Source organism: Dorea amylophila (genome assembly GCF_025567265.1).
Taxonomy (GTDB): domain Bacteria; phylum Bacillota; class Clostridia; order Lachnospirales; family Lachnospiraceae; genus Dorea_A; species Dorea_A amylophila.
In genome coordinates, this window is record NZ_JAOQJW010000022.1 from 49440 (window position 1) to 69045 (window position 19606).

At 43.0% G+C, this 19606-nt stretch carries 15 protein-coding genes; 1 reads left to right on the forward strand and 14 read right to left on the reverse strand.

Annotated features, from left to right (window positions below; genetic code table 11):
• Nucleotides 1–3 precede the first annotated feature (3 nt).
• The 9 genes from pknB to OCV72_RS13415 form a co-directional block, all read right to left on the reverse strand.
• Entirely contained in the window at nucleotides 4–2109 is a 2106-nt protein-coding gene (pknB, locus tag OCV72_RS13375; RefSeq protein ID WP_055284310.1) for a Stk1 family PASTA domain-containing Ser/Thr kinase, read from the reverse strand.
• Nucleotides 2103–2846: a Stp1/IreP family PP2C-type Ser/Thr phosphatase gene (locus OCV72_RS13380; protein ID WP_028087174.1), complete on the reverse strand. Its 744-nt coding sequence runs from the start codon at nucleotides 2844–2846 to the stop codon at nucleotides 2103–2105. The genes pknB and OCV72_RS13380 overlap by 7 nt, the downstream gene beginning before the upstream one ends.
• Nucleotides 2824–3894, reverse strand: coding sequence for a dual-specificity RNA methyltransferase RlmN (gene rlmN / locus OCV72_RS13385; RefSeq protein ID WP_028087173.1), 1071 nt, complete (start codon nucleotides 3892–3894; stop codon nucleotides 2824–2826). The genes OCV72_RS13380 and rlmN overlap by 23 nt, the downstream gene beginning before the upstream one ends.
• Nucleotides 3887–5197: a 16S rRNA (cytosine(967)-C(5))-methyltransferase RsmB gene (gene rsmB, locus OCV72_RS13390; protein WP_055284311.1), complete on the reverse strand. Its 1311-nt coding sequence runs from the start codon at nucleotides 5195–5197 to the stop codon at nucleotides 3887–3889. The genes rlmN and rsmB overlap by 8 nt, the downstream gene beginning before the upstream one ends.
• Nucleotides 5198–5264: 67 nt before the next feature.
• Entirely contained in the window at nucleotides 5265–5972 is a 708-nt protein-coding gene (locus OCV72_RS13395; RefSeq protein WP_028087171.1) for a zinc metallopeptidase, read from the reverse strand.
• Nucleotides 5973–6048: 76 nt separating this feature from the next.
• Nucleotides 6049–6999, reverse strand: coding sequence for a methionyl-tRNA formyltransferase (gene fmt / locus OCV72_RS13400; protein WP_022415853.1), 951 nt, complete (start codon nucleotides 6997–6999; stop codon nucleotides 6049–6051).
• 1 nt (nucleotide 7000) lies between these two features.
• A complete protein-coding gene (gene def, locus OCV72_RS13405; protein ID WP_006427771.1) occupies nucleotides 7001–7474 on the reverse strand; it encodes a peptide deformylase in 474 nt (157 codons plus the stop codon).
• Nucleotides 7475–7495: 21 nt separating this feature from the next.
• On the reverse strand, nucleotides 7496–9724 hold the full coding sequence (gene priA, locus OCV72_RS13410; protein ID WP_055284312.1) for a replication restart helicase PriA: 2229 nt from the start codon (nucleotides 9722–9724) through the stop codon (nucleotides 7496–7498).
• Nucleotides 9725–11188, reverse strand: coding sequence for a UDP-N-acetylmuramoyl-L-alanyl-D-glutamate--2,6-diaminopimelate ligase (locus tag OCV72_RS13415; RefSeq protein ID WP_006427769.1), 1464 nt, complete (start codon nucleotides 11186–11188; stop codon nucleotides 9725–9727).
• A 126-nt stretch (nucleotides 11189–11314) separates the two neighbouring features.
• Between OCV72_RS13415 and pepT the strand changes: the two genes are divergently transcribed.
• Complete coding sequence (gene pepT / locus OCV72_RS13420; RefSeq protein ID WP_055284313.1) at nucleotides 11315–12532, forward strand: peptidase T; 1218 nt, start codon at nucleotides 11315–11317, stop codon at nucleotides 12530–12532.
• Nucleotides 12533–12621: 89 nt separating this feature from the next.
• Here pepT and OCV72_RS13425 read toward each other — a convergent pair whose 3' ends face one another.
• The 5 genes from OCV72_RS13425 to OCV72_RS13445 all read right to left on the reverse strand — a co-directional run.
• Nucleotides 12622–13497 carry a YitT family protein gene (locus OCV72_RS13425; protein ID WP_055194436.1) on the reverse strand — a complete coding sequence of 292 codons (876 nt, stop codon included), beginning with the start codon at nucleotides 13495–13497 and terminating at the stop codon, nucleotides 12622–12624.
• Nucleotides 13498–13673: 176 nt separating this feature from the next.
• Entirely contained in the window at nucleotides 13674–14453 is a 780-nt protein-coding gene (locus tag OCV72_RS13430; RefSeq protein WP_055194434.1) for a Cof-type HAD-IIB family hydrolase, read from the reverse strand.
• On the reverse strand, nucleotides 14431–15909 hold the full coding sequence (locus OCV72_RS13435; RefSeq protein WP_055194432.1) for a BglG family transcription antiterminator: 1479 nt from the start codon (nucleotides 15907–15909) through the stop codon (nucleotides 14431–14433). Before OCV72_RS13435 ends, OCV72_RS13430 begins: the two co-directional genes overlap by 23 nt.
• A 36-nt stretch (nucleotides 15910–15945) precedes the next feature.
• Nucleotides 15946–18084, reverse strand: a complete 2139-nt coding sequence (locus OCV72_RS13440; RefSeq protein ID WP_055213222.1) for a glycoside hydrolase family 3 N-terminal domain-containing protein — start codon at nucleotides 18082–18084, stop codon at nucleotides 15946–15948.
• 32 nt (nucleotides 18085–18116) lie between these two features.
• Nucleotides 18117–19606: sucrose-specific PTS transporter subunit IIBC (locus OCV72_RS13445; RefSeq protein ID WP_330376612.1), on the reverse strand; the 1490-nt coding region annotated here is incomplete at its 5' end.

Genomic DNA, 19606 nt, shown 5'->3' on the forward strand with positions numbered 1-19606 from the left:
CTTTTACTGGCCAGTCGTGGTCCCATCATTTGTATTAGACCCATTCTGGTTATTGTTATCTCCTGTGGTTCCTCCATTTGTCGGCTCCTGTGGTTTCGCCCCGAGGCTCACCACATAGCTGATCGTACCTCCCTTGGAAATATTTCCAGAAGAAGGACTCATGGAGATGATACATCCTTTCGCATAACTGCTGCTGTACTGTGAATCCGATACATTTGTATACAGACCATTCTGGGATGCCCAGCTCTTAAGTGCTGACTCCTGCTGTCCTACGAAGCTCTGGATATCAATCTTTTCTTCCGGTTTCGGTCCGTTACTTACCGTGATTGAAATGGTTGTTCCGGCTGCCGCCTTACCTCCAGGTGTTACAGTCTGGCTGATAACCATTCCTTTTTCCACACTGTCACTGTAGTCATATGTTACAGTTCCTACATTGAATCCATAATTCTTGATCGTACTCTGTGCAGTTGCATCTGCCATGCCTCTTACATCCGGCACCGTCTTCTTATCTGTTCCCTGACTTACCAGCATGGTAACTGTAGAACCCTTTTCAGCTTTTGTTCCGGCAGAAGGTGTTGTATTGATGACATTACCGCTTGCTACACTGTCATCATACTGGAAACTTGAAATCACCTTAAATCCTGCATCTTCCAGTTCTTTCTGTGCTTCCGTTTCACTCATACCGCTGACATCCGGTACCTGCTTTTTACTTTTTACCAGTCCCGAACTAATAACAACTTCTATAGTTGTATTTTTCTTTACCTTTTCACCGGCTTCCGGAGTCTGTTTAGAGACCAGTCCGGCTTTATATTTTTTAGATTCTGTTCTCTTAATCGGTTTTATTCCAAGATCTTTCTTTTTCAGTGCAGCCTTTGCCTGCTCCTCTGTCATACCACGGATATCTGGAACTGTAACTTTTCCTGACGTATCTGCATCATCCTCTGTAGTAATTCCGCCAAACGACTTGAAAACCCCCGCTGCCTTTCCCACTGTAAATACAAGGATCAGCACAATGATCGCAATTACCACAATCGTCAGAATCTTCATGAGCTTATGCATATGCGGATTTACTTCATCCGAATCTCTCCCGGATGCATAATCATCGTATTCGTCGTCGCCATCTTCTCTGTCGTTATATCCTTTTCCCGAATACACATCTGTAGTGTCATATTCATCATCATATTCGTCGTCATCATCGTAACCGTTACGGATATCATCCAGATCTTTATCTGTCATAATAACCGTATCGGAATCCCCGCCTGCCGACGCTATTCTTACGAAATCTCCATCCGGATCTACCAGTGAATGCTTCAGATCCTGAATCAGATCTCCTGTACTTGTATATCTTCTCTCAGAACTCTTCTGTGTACATTTCAGAATAATCTGTTCCAGGCTGTAAGGAATATCCGGAACCAGCTCCGACGGCGGTGTGATCTCCTGCTGCAGATGTTTCATTGCAACTTCTACCGTTGTCTCGCCATCAAACGGAACCTGCCCTGTTACCATCTCAAATAAGGTAATACCAATGGAATAGATATCACTTCTCTGATCACTGAATCCGCCTCTCGCCTGCTCCGGTGATGTATAATGCACGGAGCCCATTGCATTCGTACTTACTGTATTCGAAGTTACAGCTTTCGCAATTCCAAAATCTGTAACCTTTACCTTCCCATCCTTGGAAATGATAATATTCTGCGGCTTGATATCACGGTGAATAATTCCTGATGCATGCGCCGCACCGATACCACTGCACATCTGGATTGCAATACTGATCGTCTCTTTGTGAGACAGTCTTCCTTTTCTCTCTATATATTCTTTTAAGGTAATCCCTTCTACAAGCTCCATGACCATATAATTAAGGCCGCGGTCTTCTCCGACATCATATACATTCACGATATTCGGATGCATCAGTCCGGCTGCCGCCTGTGCCTCCGAACGGAATTTTCTTACGAAATTTTCATCTTCTTTATACTGCTTCTTTAATACCTTAATCGCCACATAACGGTTCAGCATCTGGTCCCGGCCTTTATAGACATCCGCCATTCCACCGGCACCGATCTTACTAAGTACAGCATATCTCTTGCCTAGTACGATTCCATCTTTTACCATACACTCACCTCATCAGCAAGTGGCTCTGCCACGATAACCCCTATATTATCTCTCCCGCCATTGCTATTTGCTTTTTCTATCAACATCTGAACAGCTTCTACTACATCCCTGGAACCCTTGACAATATTAAACATATCTTCGTCCTCAACCATATTGCTGAGTCCGTCTGTACACATCAAAATAATATCACCCTTCTTCAGACGATATTCATAAATATCTGGTTCCACATTTTCCTTTACACCGATTGCACGTGTAATAATATTCTTATCCGGATGGTTTCTTGCTTCTTCTGCCTTGATTCCACCGAGTCTTACCATCTCTTCTACCAGCGAGTGATCCTTGGAAAGCTGTCGGATCTTGTCATTGATCAGGTAAAGTCTGCTGTCTCCTACATTGGCAAAGTACAATGTATTGCCAACAACAGTTGCCGCTACCAGTGTTGTTCCCATACCTTCCAGCTTGATATCTCTTGAAGCTGCCTCGATTAATTTATGATTTGCAATACTGACTACGCTTCTGAGAATCTCCTCGGGTTTATCCATCGGTGTCTTCTTCAACTCATCTTTTAATACATTTACCGTATAACTGGACGCAAAATCTCCCGCCTTATGTCCGCCCATTCCATCGGCGACCGTAAGGAGGTTTGGAAATGGTCCTATTGGTCTGTCTGTAACGTATACATAGTCCTGATTGACCTCACGTCTTCTTCCCACATCAGTCATTGCATATATTTTCATCTGTCTCTCCCTCGCTTTTGGCTGCGTGTCTACGGCGCAGCTGTCCACAAGCTCCGTCTATATCAGAGCCTCTTTCCCTTCTTATAGTAACATTAATTCCGTTTTTTTCAAGTTTATTTTTAAATTCCAAGGCATTTTTGCGGTCTGGCTTTTTAAAATCACGCTCTTTGATCGGATTCACCGGGATCAGGTTCAGATGGCAGTTTCTTCGTTTTAAAATCGCCGTCAGTTCTCTGATATCATCCGGCTGGTCATTGACTCCTGCCACCAAACTGTATTCGAAAGTAATTCTTCTTCCTGTCTTATCAAAATAATAGTCACAGGCATCCAGTACATCAGACAATTCATATTTATTTGCTACCGGCATCAGCTTCTTACGTTTTTCCTGGCTGGATCCATGAAGTGACAGAGCCAGTGTGATCTGCAGTCCCTCTTCAGCAAGTCTTCTCATATTCGGGACAATCCCGCAGGTAGATGCTGTAATATTTCTCTGGCTGATATGAAGCCCGTGTTCATCACTCAGCATATGGATGAATTTTATGAAATTATCATAATTGTCCAACGGTTCTCCGGTTCCCATAACCACCACATTGGAAACTCTTTCTTCTGTAATCTTCTGAATATGATAGATCTGACGGAGCATCTCCGATGTCTCCAGACTCCTGACGAGTCCTCCGATCGTTGATGCACAGAACCTGCACCCCATACGGCATCCGGCCTGCGAAGAGATACACACAGAATTGCCGTAATTATATTTCATCAGAACACTTTCTACCATATTACCGTCTTCCAGTTCAAACAGGAACTTCTCAGTCGGATCCACTTTCGATATCTGGTGATCGATCATCTTCACTTTCCGGATCTCATAGTTTTCTTTCAACTTCTCACGCAGCCCTTTGGACAGATTTGTCATCTCATCAAAATCATCTGCCAGCTTTACATGAAGCCATTCATAGATTTGTTTGCTCCGGAATGCTTTTTCTCCGATTGCAAGCATCTCTTCTTTTAATTCATCATAATTGTAGGAACATATATCTTTCTTATTCATGATTCACCCTTTTTAATATTGCTATATAGAATCCGTCTCCCGCATCTCTTCCCGGAATCATCTGTTTTTCTTTCACCAGTTCAAACTCCGGATATTCTTTCAGAAACCACTCCACATTCCCCTCATTCTCTTCTCTGTGTATCGTACAGGTACTATATAAAAGCTTTCCCCCTGGCTTTACATAATCCTTTACTACCGACAGGATCTTCTTTTGTAACTCCACCAGATCTGCTTCTGTCTTTTCATTCATCTTATAGCGCAGATCCGGCTTCTTTCCAAGTACACCAAGCCCGGAACACGGAAGATCTGCAATTACAATATCGGCCGTTTCTTTCTTATGTGGATCGTATATTGCAGCATCCTGACATACTGCATTAATATTTGTAAGACCGCTTCTTTCAATATTATCCCTGATCAGCGCCACCTTATACTCTGTCAGATCTCTCGCTTCCACATGACCGGTTCCGTTCAGAAGTTCTGCAATATGTATCGCCTTTCCTCCCGGTGCTGCACACACATCCAGCACCTGGTCTCCTGCTTTCACTTCCGACCATAATGCTACCTGCATAGAACTTAAGTCCTGTACCTGGTAAAGTCCCTCACAAAAGCTTGGAAGTGCAGACAGATGATCATATCCGGACAGATACAGTGCACATGGAATCTCTGGCACTTCCCCTGCCGTCACACCTTCTTTTTCCAAAATTGCGATCAGCTCTGCTTTTTTGATCTTATGTTCATCAAACCGGACTGTCAGCGGCTTTTCTTCCAAAAATGCTTTTCCGATCATTTTTACCGTCTCTTCATCATATACTTTCAGCCACTGCTTTACCATCCATTCCGGCAATGAATACTTTATGGAAATGAAGGCCTCTTGATCTTTCTCATCCGGATAGCTGATCTTGTCCAGATTTCTGCCGATATTACGAAGTACCCCATTGACAAATCCCTTCAGGTTCACAAACCCTCTTTTTCCCGCAAGTTTTACTGCTTCATTACAGATTGCCGAATCTGGTACGCTGTCCATATATTTCATCTGATACACCGAACTTCTTAAAATCGTGCGGATCACAGGTTTCATCTTATTTACTTTTACTTTGGAAAACTGATTGATGATATAATCGATCTCAATCATACGCTCCAGTGTTCCATTTACTACTCTTGTAATAAATGCGCGTTCCCGTTTGTCCAGATATTGATATTTATCCAGAACATTCTTTATCACGATATGGCTGTACTCACCGTCTCTTGTAATCTGAAGCAGCATGTCCAGCACTAATTCTCTTTCATTTACAGACGCCTGCATACGTCCCCTCCTCTTTCCATAGATATACAATCAGGGAAGCGGCTTATATCCCCTTCCCTTTCGTTAATTAATCGTTTCTTCGATTTCCAGTCAGAAGCAGTATACGCAGAAGCTGCAGAATTGCAGATGCTGCTCCGGCTACATAAGTAAGTGCTGCCGCTGTCAGCACCTTTCTGGTATCTCTGACTTCATCCTCATACAACATGCCTGTATTACCAAGGATCTTCAATGCCCTGTGTGACGCATCAAATTCCACCGGTAATGTCACAATCTGGAATAACACTGCAAGCGAAAATGCAAGAATTCCGAGATTGATAAACAACACAGAGGTTGTACTGCTGTTGAAGAAAAATCCAAGGATGATCAGCGGCCATGCGATAGAACTTCCGAAATTTGCTACCGGTACCAGACTGCTTCTTAACTTCAACGGTACATATCCGGTCGCATGCTGTACCGCGTGTCCGCATTCATGTGCTGCTACTCCAAGTGCAGCTACCGATGTGGAATTATAGGTTGCATCCGAAAGTCTCAAAGTCCTGGTTCTCGGGTCATAATGGTCGGTCAGATTACCGGAAATGTGCTCGATCCGCACATCATACAGGCCTTCTCTGTGAAGAATCTGTTCTGCCGCATCCCTTCCTGTCATACCGGAATGATTCCTTACTCTGGAATATCTGCTGAATGTGGAATTCATCTTCGCAGATGCGATCAGGCAGATCACGACACCAATCAGCACTAATATATACGTTGGATCAAAATACATTGGATAATACATAATTATCAGCCTCCTTGCTCTCTATGACCTGCATTATATATGAAAATTTCCCCAAATAGCAGGTTTTCATACATTTTTAACAATTCTTAATCATTTGTGAAGAAAGTTCACATCCTGTTTCGATCTGATAACCTCGTAAGAAAGCGTCCGCTTCCATTCTCTTCTTTCCAGGGATCTGAAGTACCAGTACTTTCAGAAGTCCGTCTCCTGTCTGTACAGAAAATCCGTCTTTTTCCACTTTCACGATTGTTCCCGGGGTTGCATCGGTATTCTCATCCAGAACTTTTGCTTCCCAGATTTTCATGACTTTACCATTCCAGTCTGTGTAAGCACTCGGCCATGGATTCAGACCCCGGATCAGACATTCGATTGCCTTCGCAGACTTGCTCCAATCGATATCTCCGAGCTTTTTGTCCAGCATTTTCGCATATGCTGTCGGGCTTTCTCCCTGTGTTTCCCACGTTGCGGTCTTATCTTCCAGTGCCTTTAATGTCTCAACACAGAGCTTTGCACCTGCTTTAGCAAGCTTGTCATGAAGGCTTCCGCCTGTCTCATCTTCTGCCAGTGGCACTTCTGTCTTCATGATCATATCTCCCGTATCCAGGCCTTCATTCATCTGCATCGTCGTTACACCAGACACTTTATCCCCGTTGATAACTGCCCACTGAATCGGAGCCGCACCACGGTAACTTGGCAATAAGGACGCATGTACATTGATGCATCCGTATGGTGTCATCTCAAGAATTTCTTTTGGAAGGATCTGTCCGAATGCGATAACGACCATGATATCTGCATTATATTTGCGAAGTTCTTCTACGGCCTGCGCTTCTCTGATCTTCACCGGCTGAAAGACCGGGATTCCATGTGCCAGTGCTGCTTCTTTGACCGGTGTATACTGCATCTTGCCGCCACGTCCTTTCGGCTTATCCGGCTGTGTGACTGCAAGTACGACTTCATGTCCGGCTTCGATCAGTGCTTCCAGTGTTCCGACCGAAAAGTCCGGTGTTCCCATGAATATTACTTTCATGCTATTCTTCCTCCTCATAGTTCACGTCATGTACTTCACCCTCTACCAGTCTGGTATATAACTTACCATCCAGATGGTCGATTTCATGACAGAATGCTCTTGCAAGGAGACCTTCTCCTTCCAGGATCACTTCTTCCATATCTTCATTCAATGCTTTTACTTTCGCATAATTCGGTCTTGTCACGATTCCTGCTTTTCCAGGAAGGCTTAAGCATCCTTCTTCGCCTGTCTGTTCTCCGGATGTCTCCAGGATCACCGGATTGATCAGGACGATCGGTCCTTCTCCGATATCAATGACTACGATACGCTTCAGGATCCCAACCTGTGGTGCCGCAAGCCCTACGCCCATTGCTTCATACATGGTATCTAACATGTCGTTGATCAGTACTTTTGTGCGAAGCGTCATCTTCGTTACTTCTTTACATTCTTTATTCAGAACTTCATCCCCAAATTCTCTGATTGTTCTAAGTGCCATCTCTTTTGTCTCCTTTATCTTTTAAAAAATATTCATCGGATTAAAGTCAAACTGTATCCTCATGTTCGCAAATCCTCTGTTGATCTCGATATAGCGTTCCATATGGTTCTTGATCCGCACAAGCACCTGATATTCCTCACTTTTCAGATATATGACTTTCCGGTAAACGTCATTGACTTTTCCAACCGACGGACTTGCCGGTCCGATTACCTGCACTTCTCCGTCTGCGCTTACCCGGATTGCATATTTCTTCAGATATTCTGCTGCCGTTGTAAGCTTATTTTCATCAGATCCGGTCATCAGGACTGCCATCAGCTGTGATGCCGGCGGATATCCCATCAGATCCCGGTAATTCATCTCTTTTTCATAGAAGCCTTCGTAATCCTGTCTCGCTGCCATCCGGATACTGTAATGATCCGGACTGTAAGTCTGTATTATTACCTCCCCCGGACGTCTGCCTCGTCCCGCACGGCCCGCCGCCTGTGTCAGAAGTTGGAATGTACGTTCTCCGGAACGGTAATCATCCGAATACAGCGACATATCTGCCGCCAGAACACCGACCAGCGTCACATTTGGAAAATCATGTCCTTTTACGATCATCTGTGTCCCGATCATGATATCTGCTTCTTCGTCTGCGAATTTCGCCAGGATTTTCTCATGTCCGCCTTTGTTCTTCGTGGTATCCATGTCCATCCGAAGAACCCTTGCCTGTGGGAATTCCCGCTTCACCAGATCTTCAATCTGCTGTGTTCCCGCCCGGAACCCTCCGATATACGGAGAACCGCACACCGGACAATTCTTAACAATCTGTGTCTCATACCCACAGTAATGACAGACCATTTTTCCGCCCCGGTGTACCGACAGTGATACATCACAGTGAGGACATTTTACTACATATCCACAGGCTCTGCAAGAAACAAAGCCTGCGTATCCTCTCCGGTTCAGGAATAACATTATCTGTTCCTTCTTCTCCAGCCGGTCCTGCATCAGTACTTTTAACCGGTCACTTAAGATAGAACGGTTCCCATGCTTTAATTCTTCCCGCATATCTGCCACATATACTTCCGGGAGTGCCTGCTTCCCGGTGCGGTTCCTAAGCCTCAGCATCTGATATCTGCCACACTCACACGCATAAAATGCTTCCAGAGACGGAGTTGCCGAACCAAGTACTACACTTGCGTCCTCCATCCGTGCTCTTTCGATTGCCGTCTCTCTTGCATGAAATCTCGGTACCTGTTCACTCTTATAAGTCGGTTCATGCTCTTCGTCAATGACGATCAGTCCCAGTCGTTCGAACGGTGTGAACAGAGCCGATCTCGGACCAATCATGATATCGACTTCACCTTTTTTCACACGTTCCATCTGATCATAACGCTCTCCCTGTGACATCCTGGAATTCAGGATAGACACCCGTCCGCCAAATCTTGTGTAGAACCGCATCACGGTCTGATAGGTCAGTGCTATCTCCGGAATCAGTACGATTGCCTGTCTGCCTTCACTTAGGACTTTATCGATCATTTCCATATATACTTCTGTCTTGCCGCTTCCTGTCACCCCGTATAACAGATAAGTCTTACGGATTCCCTGCTCATAATCCTTCGAAAATGTCCGGATTGCCGCCTGCTGTTCTTCTGTATAAATGATTTCTTTTTGTTCTTTCTGCTGATAAATCACCGGGTTACGGTATACTTGTTCCGATTCCAGTGCCAGAACCTTCTGCTCTTCCAGTGCCCTTACCACACTTCTCGTCAGATTCAGCTTATGGATCAGAAAATCATAATCCTGTTCCGGCTGATCCAGAAGTGCCGCCAGAAGTCTGGCTCTTGCTTTCTGATTCTTGTGCAGATACAGTTCCAGCTTTTCTTTTCCCTCTGCTTCCGGCAAAAGAAGCCGTACCTTCTGCTTTTCCTTTGCTTTTTCTTTCTTCTTGATCGGAAGTACCGTCTTCAGTGCCTGGATCATCGTTCCCCCGTAAGATTCCTTCATCCAGGCTGCCAGTGCAACAAGTTTACTTTCAATCGCCACACTTTCTTCGGCAATTTTTAAGACCTCTTTCATCTTCTCCGGTGCATACTCCGCACGTTCGGAGAATCCGGTTACATAGCCTTTGATTTCTTTATTTCCCATGCCGAACGGAACTACAACTTCCATTCCAACCTTAAGCATCCCCTCCAGATGAGAGGGGATGCGGTATTGAAAGACTTTATCTAATTTTTCATGCGTAATATCAACGATAATATCAGCGTACATTTATTTCTTTAATTCCTCTAATACTTCCTTGATCAGAACACGTTCATCCATATCGTGTTTCACACCCTTGATTTCCTGATATGTCTCATGTCCCTTTCCTGCCAGAATGATGACATCTCCAGGCTGGCCGTGTTCGATCGCATACTTGATTGCTTCTTTTCTGTCACAGATCGTGATGTATTTTCCATCTGTCTTCTTCATTCCTACTACAATGTCATCGATGATCGCCTGTGGTTCTTCAAATCTCGGGTTATCAGATGTGATGATCGTAAAGTCGGATAATTTACCGGATACTTCACCCATCTCGTAACGTCTGGTCTTAGATCTGTTACCGCCGCAACCGAATACGGTCACGATTCTTTCCGGATGATAATCTCTTAATGTATCCAGAAGACTTTCGAGTGCCATGGCATTATGTGCATAGTCGATCATCAATGTAAAGTCATCAGATACTTTGATCATCTCGATACGGCCTTTGACTCTTGCAACCTTCAGCGCCTTCTTAATATCTTCTACCGGCACACCGAAATGTCTGCATACGGCAATTGCTGTCAGTGAGTTATATACACTGAAGTCTCCGGGAATGTCGATCTCTACATCAAAGTCCATAAGTCCTGCTACATGATACTGTACTCCAAGGTATCCAGGTCTTGAGATGTGCTTTACATCCGTTGCACGAATATCTGCTTTTTCAGAAAATCCAAATGTTTCCACTTTGCATGTTGCGTCTTTGAATATATCTTCGAACCATTTATCATCTACATTACCGATTCCGATCTTACACTGCTTGAATAACAGGCTCTTACAATATTTATATTCATTGAAATCTTTGTGCTCATTCGGTCCGATATGATCTTCTCCAAGGTTCGTAAAGATTCCGATCTCAAATGGAATTCCTGCGGTACGATCCAGTTTCAACCCCTGTGAAGAAACTTCCATAACTACACATTCGCAGCCTTCTTCTACCATCTCTGAAAAATATTTCTGAATGGTATAAGATTCCGGCGTTGTATTATTTGCCGGGATACTCTTATCTCCGATGATTGCCTCAATCGTACCGATCAGTCCGACTTTGATGCCGACTTCTTCCAGAATGGATTTCACCATATAGGTTGTCGTTGTCTTTCCTTTTGTTCCTGTGATACCGATGACTTTCAGCTTCTCTGCCGGATATCCGAAATATGCTGCCGAAGTTAATGCCAGTGCGTAACGGGTATTCTCTACCTTAATGACTGTCAATCCTTCCGGTGCTTCTACATCTTTTTCTACGATCACAGCCGCTGCTCCTTTTTCCGCAACCTGCTGTACATAAGCATGTCCGTCGGAAACCGCTCCGCTGATGCATACGAACACACTTCCTTCTGTCACTTTACGGGAATCGTTGATCAGTTCTGTGACTTCAATCTGGTCGTCTCCCTGTACTACTTCATATTCTAAACGTTCCAGTAACTGGGTTAATTTCATCTGATTGCCTCCTATTTTCCTACAATATCATAAGTATACCATCATTTTTCCATGCAGCAAAGGAAAAATTATGTTATAATAATAGTTAGAATATTTTGAAAAAATAAGAAAAGGGGAATGTAACTTATGAAAGCTTATGAAAGATTACTGAAATATGTCGTTGTCCGTACACCAAGTGACGAAAACAGCGAAACTGTACCATCTTCTGTATGCCAGTTCGATCTTGCAAGACTTCTGGAAGCGGAAATGAAAGATCTTGGACTGACGGATGTTGTTCTGGATGACCAGTGTTATCTGTATGGCAAGCTTCCGGCTACCGCAGGTCTGGAGGACAAACCGGCGATTGGATTCATCGCACATATGGACACTGTATCTGATTACTGTGACCATGATATCAAACCAATCGTTACTGAAAATTATGACGGTGGCGAGCTTAAGCTTGGAACAAGTGATACTGTATTAAGTCCTAAGAACTTCCCACATCTGGAAAGTCTTAAGGGACGTACACTGATCACCTCCGATGGGACAACGGTTCTCGGTGCAGACGACAAAGCCGGAATTGCTGAGATCTTAACTATGATCGAACGTGTACAGGAAGAAAAGATTCCTCACGGACCTCTGTGCGTTGCATTTACACCGGATGAAGAGATCGGTACCGGTGCTTCTCACTTCAACGTAGAACAGTTTGGTGCAGACTATGGATACACACTGGACGGTGATACCGAAGGTGAGATCCAGTACGAGAACTTCAATGCTTGTAAGGCTGATTTTGTGATCAAAGGATTCAACGTGCATCCTGGCTCTTCCAAAGATACCATGATCAATGCAAGTCTTGTAGCTATGGAAATCAACAACGCACTTCCATCTATGGAAACACCTCGCGGAACAGAAGACTATGAAGGATTTTATCATCTGGTAAGTATGTCCGGAGAAGTTGCGGAAGCTGAACTTCATTATATCGTAAGAGACCATGACAAAGATCTCTTTGAAGCGAAGAAAAAAACTTTAAAATTAATCGAGAAAGACATGAATGAAAAATGGGGCGAAGGTACTGTAACACTTACCATTTCTGAACAGTACCGTAACATGGCTGAGATTATCTCCACCTGTATGCATCTGATTGACAATGCGAAAAAAGCATGTGAAAATGCAGATGTGACACCACTTGTACTTCCGATCCGCGGCGGTACAGACGGCTGTCAGTTAAGCTTCAAGGGCCTGCCTTGCCCGAATCTCGGAACAGGCGGACATGCTTATCACGGCCCTTACGAACATATTACAGTTGAGGGTATGGATAAGAGTGTGGATGTTGTTACAGAGCTTGTGAAATTGTATGCAATGTAAAGATTTTCTTTTTAAAGCAAGAAGACCTGCCGGTAATCGGCTGGTCTTCTTGCTCTTTTATGTCTCTTCTAATTTTTTACTGTCTTATTTTACAGTTCAATATCCGGAAGTTCTTCCTTGAATCCTTCTCCTACTACTTCGTTCGATTCTACGATAATAGTGAATGCTTTCGGATCGATGGTATGTACCATCTTCTTAATGGTATACATCTGCTTGTTATTGCAGGCGCACATTACGACATCTTTGTCTTTCTTTGAATAACTTCCGATTCCTTTTAAGATTGTAGATCCTCTTCCTGAGTAAGCGTCAATCTGTTCTGCAATCTCAGCACCTTTGTCGGTTACGATCAGGGTCATCTTACCTTCATCGATACCGTACATGATTCTGTCCATTACCATTGCCATCAGATAAGTAACGACGACACCGTAGATCAGGCCGTCTATATCCTTGAATACCAGTGCTGTGCCAAGAATGATAGTACAAATATCAAGGACAAATGTAATAATTCCAAGCGTAATATGTGGTTTTACTTTCTTGATTGCCACACTGATAAAGTCCTGTCCACCTGTTGAAGAACCTCTCATGAAGATCATGGCATATCCGATTCCGCATAATACGCCCATACACAGAGCTGCCAGCAGTCTGCTTCCGTCATAGACCGGAAACAGTGGTGCTACGTAGTCCATCAGTAATGATGAAATGATCATCGATTTCATGGACTTTAAGAAAAATTCTTTTCCTAAAAATTTATAACAGAAGATTGCAACAGGTACATTCAAGATGATGGTTCCGGCACCAACCGGAAGGCCAAATAAGTGATACAGAATGATTGCGATACCGGAAAATCCTGCTACCGGGAAATCTGCATTCAATGCAAAGTTGTAAATACCAACTGCGATGATCATACCTGCTACGATATCCACAAGGATATCAATGAATAATTCTTTCCAATTTACATTTTTCATTTCCATTCCTCCTAGATTTATTTTTTAATCTTTGTGGACATATCTCTCACGACCAATGTCTTTTGATGATGTCCGCTTTATTTATAAACAAACAAAGAAAGCAGCCACAAATTATATGTAAATATAATTCGCAACTGCTCTTATGCTCATAACTATATCAAATTTCATTAGTTTTGTCAAGGATTTTTCCTACCCAGCAATTTCAACACGGTCTTTCCCACTCCTGACTCCTCATTCGTATATTCAGTAATATGCGCTGCCCGTTCTTTCAATTCCCTGGTACCATTCTTCATTGCATAGGATTCCGGGAACTGATCTATCATTGACAGATCATTCCATCCATCCCCGAATACAACCACTTCTTCTGACTTTATATCATAGTATTCTGCAACTTGTTTCAACATAATTCCCTTTTGAGCCTTTGGTGCGGTAACCTCCATATTATCTGCAAATGAAGATAATACGCTAAGTCCTGTCTCTTCAAAAATCTCCTGCTTAAGTCTTTTTATCTTTTCTGTATCTTTACTGAAACATAGTATCTTTCTTATCTTGTATTTCTTTTCAAAAATCTGCTGCCATCCCTCTTCCAGAAAATCTGCATATTTCATCTCTTTCGTAGTCGCATAATCCCCATGATCCGTATTGATCTCGAACTTTATCCCCTCTGCATCCAGTTTTCTGCACACTTTTGCTGCCTTTTCAGGATCCATATCCTCCGCAAATATCAGTCTTCCTTCTTCATCCCGAAATTCTGCCCCATTCATTAATACATATCCACAGTTGATCCCATACTGTTGCATAAGCGGCATTGCACCTCTGTAAGATCTTCCGGTTACCGTCATCCACCTGACTCCCTGTCCCTGCGCGGTCTCTACTGCCTTAGCATTTATCCCGGATACTGACCAGTCATTTTTCAACATTGTTCCATCCAGATCAGTTGCAATCATCTTTATCATAATCTGTTCCTTCCTTCATCAGATACTCCTGGATCGCTTTCAGATTTTCTTCTTTCAACAAGTAATCCACGTATATAATTTTTGTCTTTTTTGGAAACTCTACACCATATACTCTGGAACCCGATATTACCAGATCTACCGGAACCGGATCCAGTCTGTACTCCGCCAGAGACATCTTCTCCAGAATGTGTATCTTTTCACCACAGTAATCTGTAATCTGCCTTGCCATATTATCCGCAAAGCTTTCACCAATGTCACATAAAATAACGGCTTTTAATCTCTGGAAGTCATATGCCTTTAAGTAAATTGCAACATAACAGATCTCATGTACATTGGCTATAAATTGATATTTTTCCTGCAGTATCTGGTTCAGTTCTTCTGCCATCCGCACTTCTCGTTCGTAATATTCCAATACATTTTCCAGTGTCGGATTTGTCTCAAAATATCCCTGTTCTATCCGTTCTATCATCTTTCCGATGTGTACAGACAGTCTCGTGAATAATTCTTCATTATTTCTGTAATCTGTATGATATTTCCGGTCAACTATTTCAAGAAATTCTTTCGTAATCTCTGTATATTCTTCCGGAACTTCATACGTTTTTCCCTGTGTGTACAATATTCTTTTTGCTCTCAGACACTCTGCCATATAACTGCGTTCCTGCTTTGGAATATCATATTCCTTTTTTTCAAGAAATCTGCATATTTCTTCTACACATGGCCAAGTCTCATAATCTCCGGCATCTTCTTCCAGTTCAAATCCTTTTTCTCTCCGCATAAGACTGACAAATATATCCAGGGCAAACCCTTCGATTGCTTTATCTATTAACCGATATCCGTATTGTTGTAATATCGCCGGAAGTGCTTTATATAGTGCAATATAATCTTCATATTTTTCACTTCCAAACAGGAACGTGATCACACGTTCCATCAATATCGCACCATACGTATAATAGTTCATGATCTCCGCCAGGGCATGTCTGCGGATTTTTTCCGGACCCGTAATTCTTGACCCCTTACTGCTTACCTCTATCGTCAGTCCATGGTACCATCTGCATGCATCCTGTATTTCTTTCTTGGTCTGCAGCATTGCTGTTTTAGATACAAATAATTTTTCTGCTGTCCGTTGTATAGAAATCGGGCGCTTTTCAAAAAACAAAGTGGTAAATCCAAATAAAAATCTTTCATCCGGCGTCTCCGGCAATATTACATTCTTACTCTTCCTGATCATACGATCCAGGACCTTCTGTACATTTTGTTTTTCTTCTGCTTTCAGATAATACCCTCCAGTATTAGACGAATAAATTCCAACATTCTCCTGTCTCAGGATTTCATTAATTTCTTTTACTTCGTTTCGCAATGTTCTCTGGCTGATATCTAATTTATCCATCAATTCGGCAGACGACATTCTTTCATGTCCAAGCAACGCCCTGATCAGCTTTATCTTTCTATTATACATTTACTCACCCTGGTTCGTTTCTTCTACTTTGATTTTTTATCCGACCGTCAGTTCCATTCTCTGAAAGTTCCGGCCGTCATTACTAACCAATATTGTATATTCCCCTTTTTCTTTTGTCCAGCCCTTTCCCGGTATCCAGCGTTCCAGTGTCTTTTCTTCTATCGGAATAACGATTTCTTTACTCTTTCCCGGCTGTAATTCAATTTTTTTATAAGCCACAAGTTCTTTCACCGGCCTTGCGACCAAAGATTTTTTCTTCCCGATATAAATCTGGACTACCGTTTTTCCTGTCATATTTCCAAGATTTGTCACCTTCACAGGTACCAGGTATTCCTGTTCTTGTCTGACAATTTTTCCATTGACCTGTACATCATATTCCGTGTAACTCAAGCCATATCCAAATGAATACAATGGTTCATTCGGTATATCCAGATACTGTGATTTATATCGTGGTTCCTGCACCAGATCGGCTTTTGGGCGTCCTGTCGGAGCCATATCATAGGACACAGGGATCTGACCGCTTCCATATGGAAAACTCATCGCCAGTTTTCCGGAAGGATTCTTTTCTCCATACAGCAGTGCTGCTGCTGCATTGCCGCCTTCCGTTCCCGGAAACCACATTTCCAGAACTGCATCTGCATATTCTTTCACCTTTCTTAAGTCCAATGGACGTCCATTAAACAGTAATACTACTACCGGAATCTGATGTTCATGAAGTTTTTTCAAAAGGCTGATCTGATGTTCCGGCAGTTCGATCACAGATCTGCTTCCTGCTTCACCGGACCATAGCTCTGGTTCACCAAGTGCCAGTACTACTACATCTCCCGATGCTACAGTCTGTACGATACGGTCTGAATCTTGTTCTGTCACTTCTTCATATGCAGTCTGAATCACTTCCTTTATCCGGCCGCCCTTTAAAATAAGTCCGTCTTTTACTGTTATGGCATCTTCTACGATACCGTCAACCGACCACGGACCCAGAATATTTTTACTTTCTGCATATGGTCCGGTCAGAATAACCGGCGTCTCTTTCGTCAGTGGTAGAATTCCGTTATTTTCCAATAGTACAGCCGACTCTGTGGCCGCATGGAATGCTGCCCTTTTTTTATCCGGACTTCGAAGTTCCCGCATTTCCCGCTCTGGATCAACTCCGCGGTATGGATCTTCAAATAACCCCAGTTCGTTTTTCAAGATCAGGACTTTTTCCACCGCTTCATCTAATATAGCTTCCAGATGTGGAAATTTCTTAACATATACTTCTATGTGTTTTACTATGGCTGCTGTCGCCATCTCAATCTGTACCCCGGATTCCAGAGCAAGTCTTCCGGCCTCTGCTTCCTCTTCTGCTACACCATGCTTGATCAGTTCCAGTACCGCCCCCCAGTCTGAAATCACGGTTCCCTCAAATTCAAGATCTTTTCTTAGTATATCCTGCAAAAGCCATGGATTTGCCGTCGCCGGAATTCCATTCAATGCTTCAAATGCTGCCATTACCAATTTAACTCCTGCATCAATACAAGCCTTGAACGGAGGAAAATATTTATTTCTCAGACGGAATTCTGATACATCGGAAGTATTATAATCTCTTCCCCCTTCTGCCGCACCATATGCTGCAAAATGTTTCACACATGCTGCCAGACGGTCCGGATCCTTCAGATTTTCCCCCTGGTATCCTTCTACCATCGCTTTTCCAAAGTCACAATTTAATTTACTATCTTCCCCAAAGCTTTCCATCACGCGTCCCCATCTCGGATCTCTTACGACATCTACCATCGGGGAAAATGTCACTTGATATCCTGCGGCACTTCCTTCTTTCGCAGATATTCTGGCACATTCCCGGACCATTCCCGGGTCAAATGATCCTGCCATAGCCAACGGTACCGGAAATATTGTCTGATACCCATGTACAATATCCGTCATAAACATCAGCGGAATCTGTAATCTGCTTCTTTCCAGATTCTCCTTCTGGATATTTCTCATAGATACCGCATCAAGTTTTCCCAAGATGCTCCCACACAGCCACTTCTTTTCTTCACTGATCCCAAGCTTTGTCTCTGTTCCGGTCAGCTGACTTCCCTGAATTGCAAAATACCGGGAAGGTAATTGCGTTACCTGCCCGGCTTTTTCTTCAAGAGTCATCTGCCGGATAAGAACTTTTATTTGATTCCTGTCCATTTTACTCTTCCTTATAATTCTGTCTTCATTTTTTATTCTGCTTCTGCAACATCCTGTTTCATTCCGAAGAAATATGTAAGTACAAATGCAACGGCGAATGCAATTACATTTACCAGAATGTAAAGCGGCATCTGTTTATTCAGATATAAGAGCATTCCCGGAATACCAGTGATAGACATTCCTGTTCCTTTCAGTCCGAGAAGTGCTGCGATCCATCCTCCGACGCCACCACCGATACATGCACATACAAAAGGCTGTACCAGTCTTAAGTTTACACCAAATACTGCAGGCTCTGTAATTCCAAGTAATGCAGAGATTGCAGAAGGATAACCTAAGGATTTCATTTTTGTTGATTTTGTTTTTACTGCAACTGCCATTGCTGCTCCTGCCTGTGCTACAATACCGCAAGAACCTACCGGGTTTACCGGATTCCATTTTGTTTTTGCAAGCATCTCAATCTCAACAAGATTCAACGCATGATGTACACCGGTTACAACAATTACCTGGCAAAGTGCTCCCCAGATAAATCCGCCAATTCCGAACGGAAGGCTGAACAATGCAGATACGATACTTACCAGACCTACTTCAACCGAATGGAAAATTGGTCCGACAATAAAAAGTCCCAGGCAAAGTGATACAAGCACTGTAACAAATGGTGTCACGATTAGATCCAGTGCATTGATCACATGATCATGCAGCCATTGTTCAATCTTAGAGCCTAAGAAACCAACAATGAATGCTGGTAATACAGAACTCTGATATCCATTGACTTTAATAAATCCAAAGAAGATCAGTGGTTTTGCATTTCCCTGAGCCACATCCCATGAAGTTGGCAAAATACTGCTTACAAGCATCAATCCAATTACAATACCAAGTACCGGAGATCCACCGAACTTTTTGAATGCAGACCAGCATACCAGTACAGGCAGAAAACCAAACGCTGTATCAGTTAAAATCTGTGTAAATTCCAGGAACTGTTTTGGAATCGCATCTGCTGAAGTTCCAAAGAATGCAAGCAGTGCATCCTGTGTCAGGAATCCCCTCAGTCCCATGAAAAGTCCTGTTGCAACCATTACCGGAATGATCGGAACGAATACATCTGCGAACACACGGATCAACTGCTGTAATTTATTTCCTCGTTTTGCGGCAGCGGCTGCCTGTTCATTCTTAGAGGAACCTTCAATTCCAAGTTTCATTACTTCATCATATACTTTATTTACAATACCTGTTCCAAGAATAATCTGATACTGTCCAGCCGTGAAAAAGCATCCTTTTACAATATCAATTGCTTCTACCTGTTTGTCATCAATGATTTCCCTGTTTTTTACAATCAGGCGTAATCTTGTCGCACAGTGCGCAACAGAAATGATATTCTCAGGTCCACCGACAACTTCGATGATCTGCTGTGCAACTGCTTTATAATCTGTCTCTTTTGCCATCATTATATCCATTCCTTTCGCTTCGCTCAGGCACAAAACGCAATGAAAATGTTTCCCTGAGCTTATTTTTTCTTTATAATTCT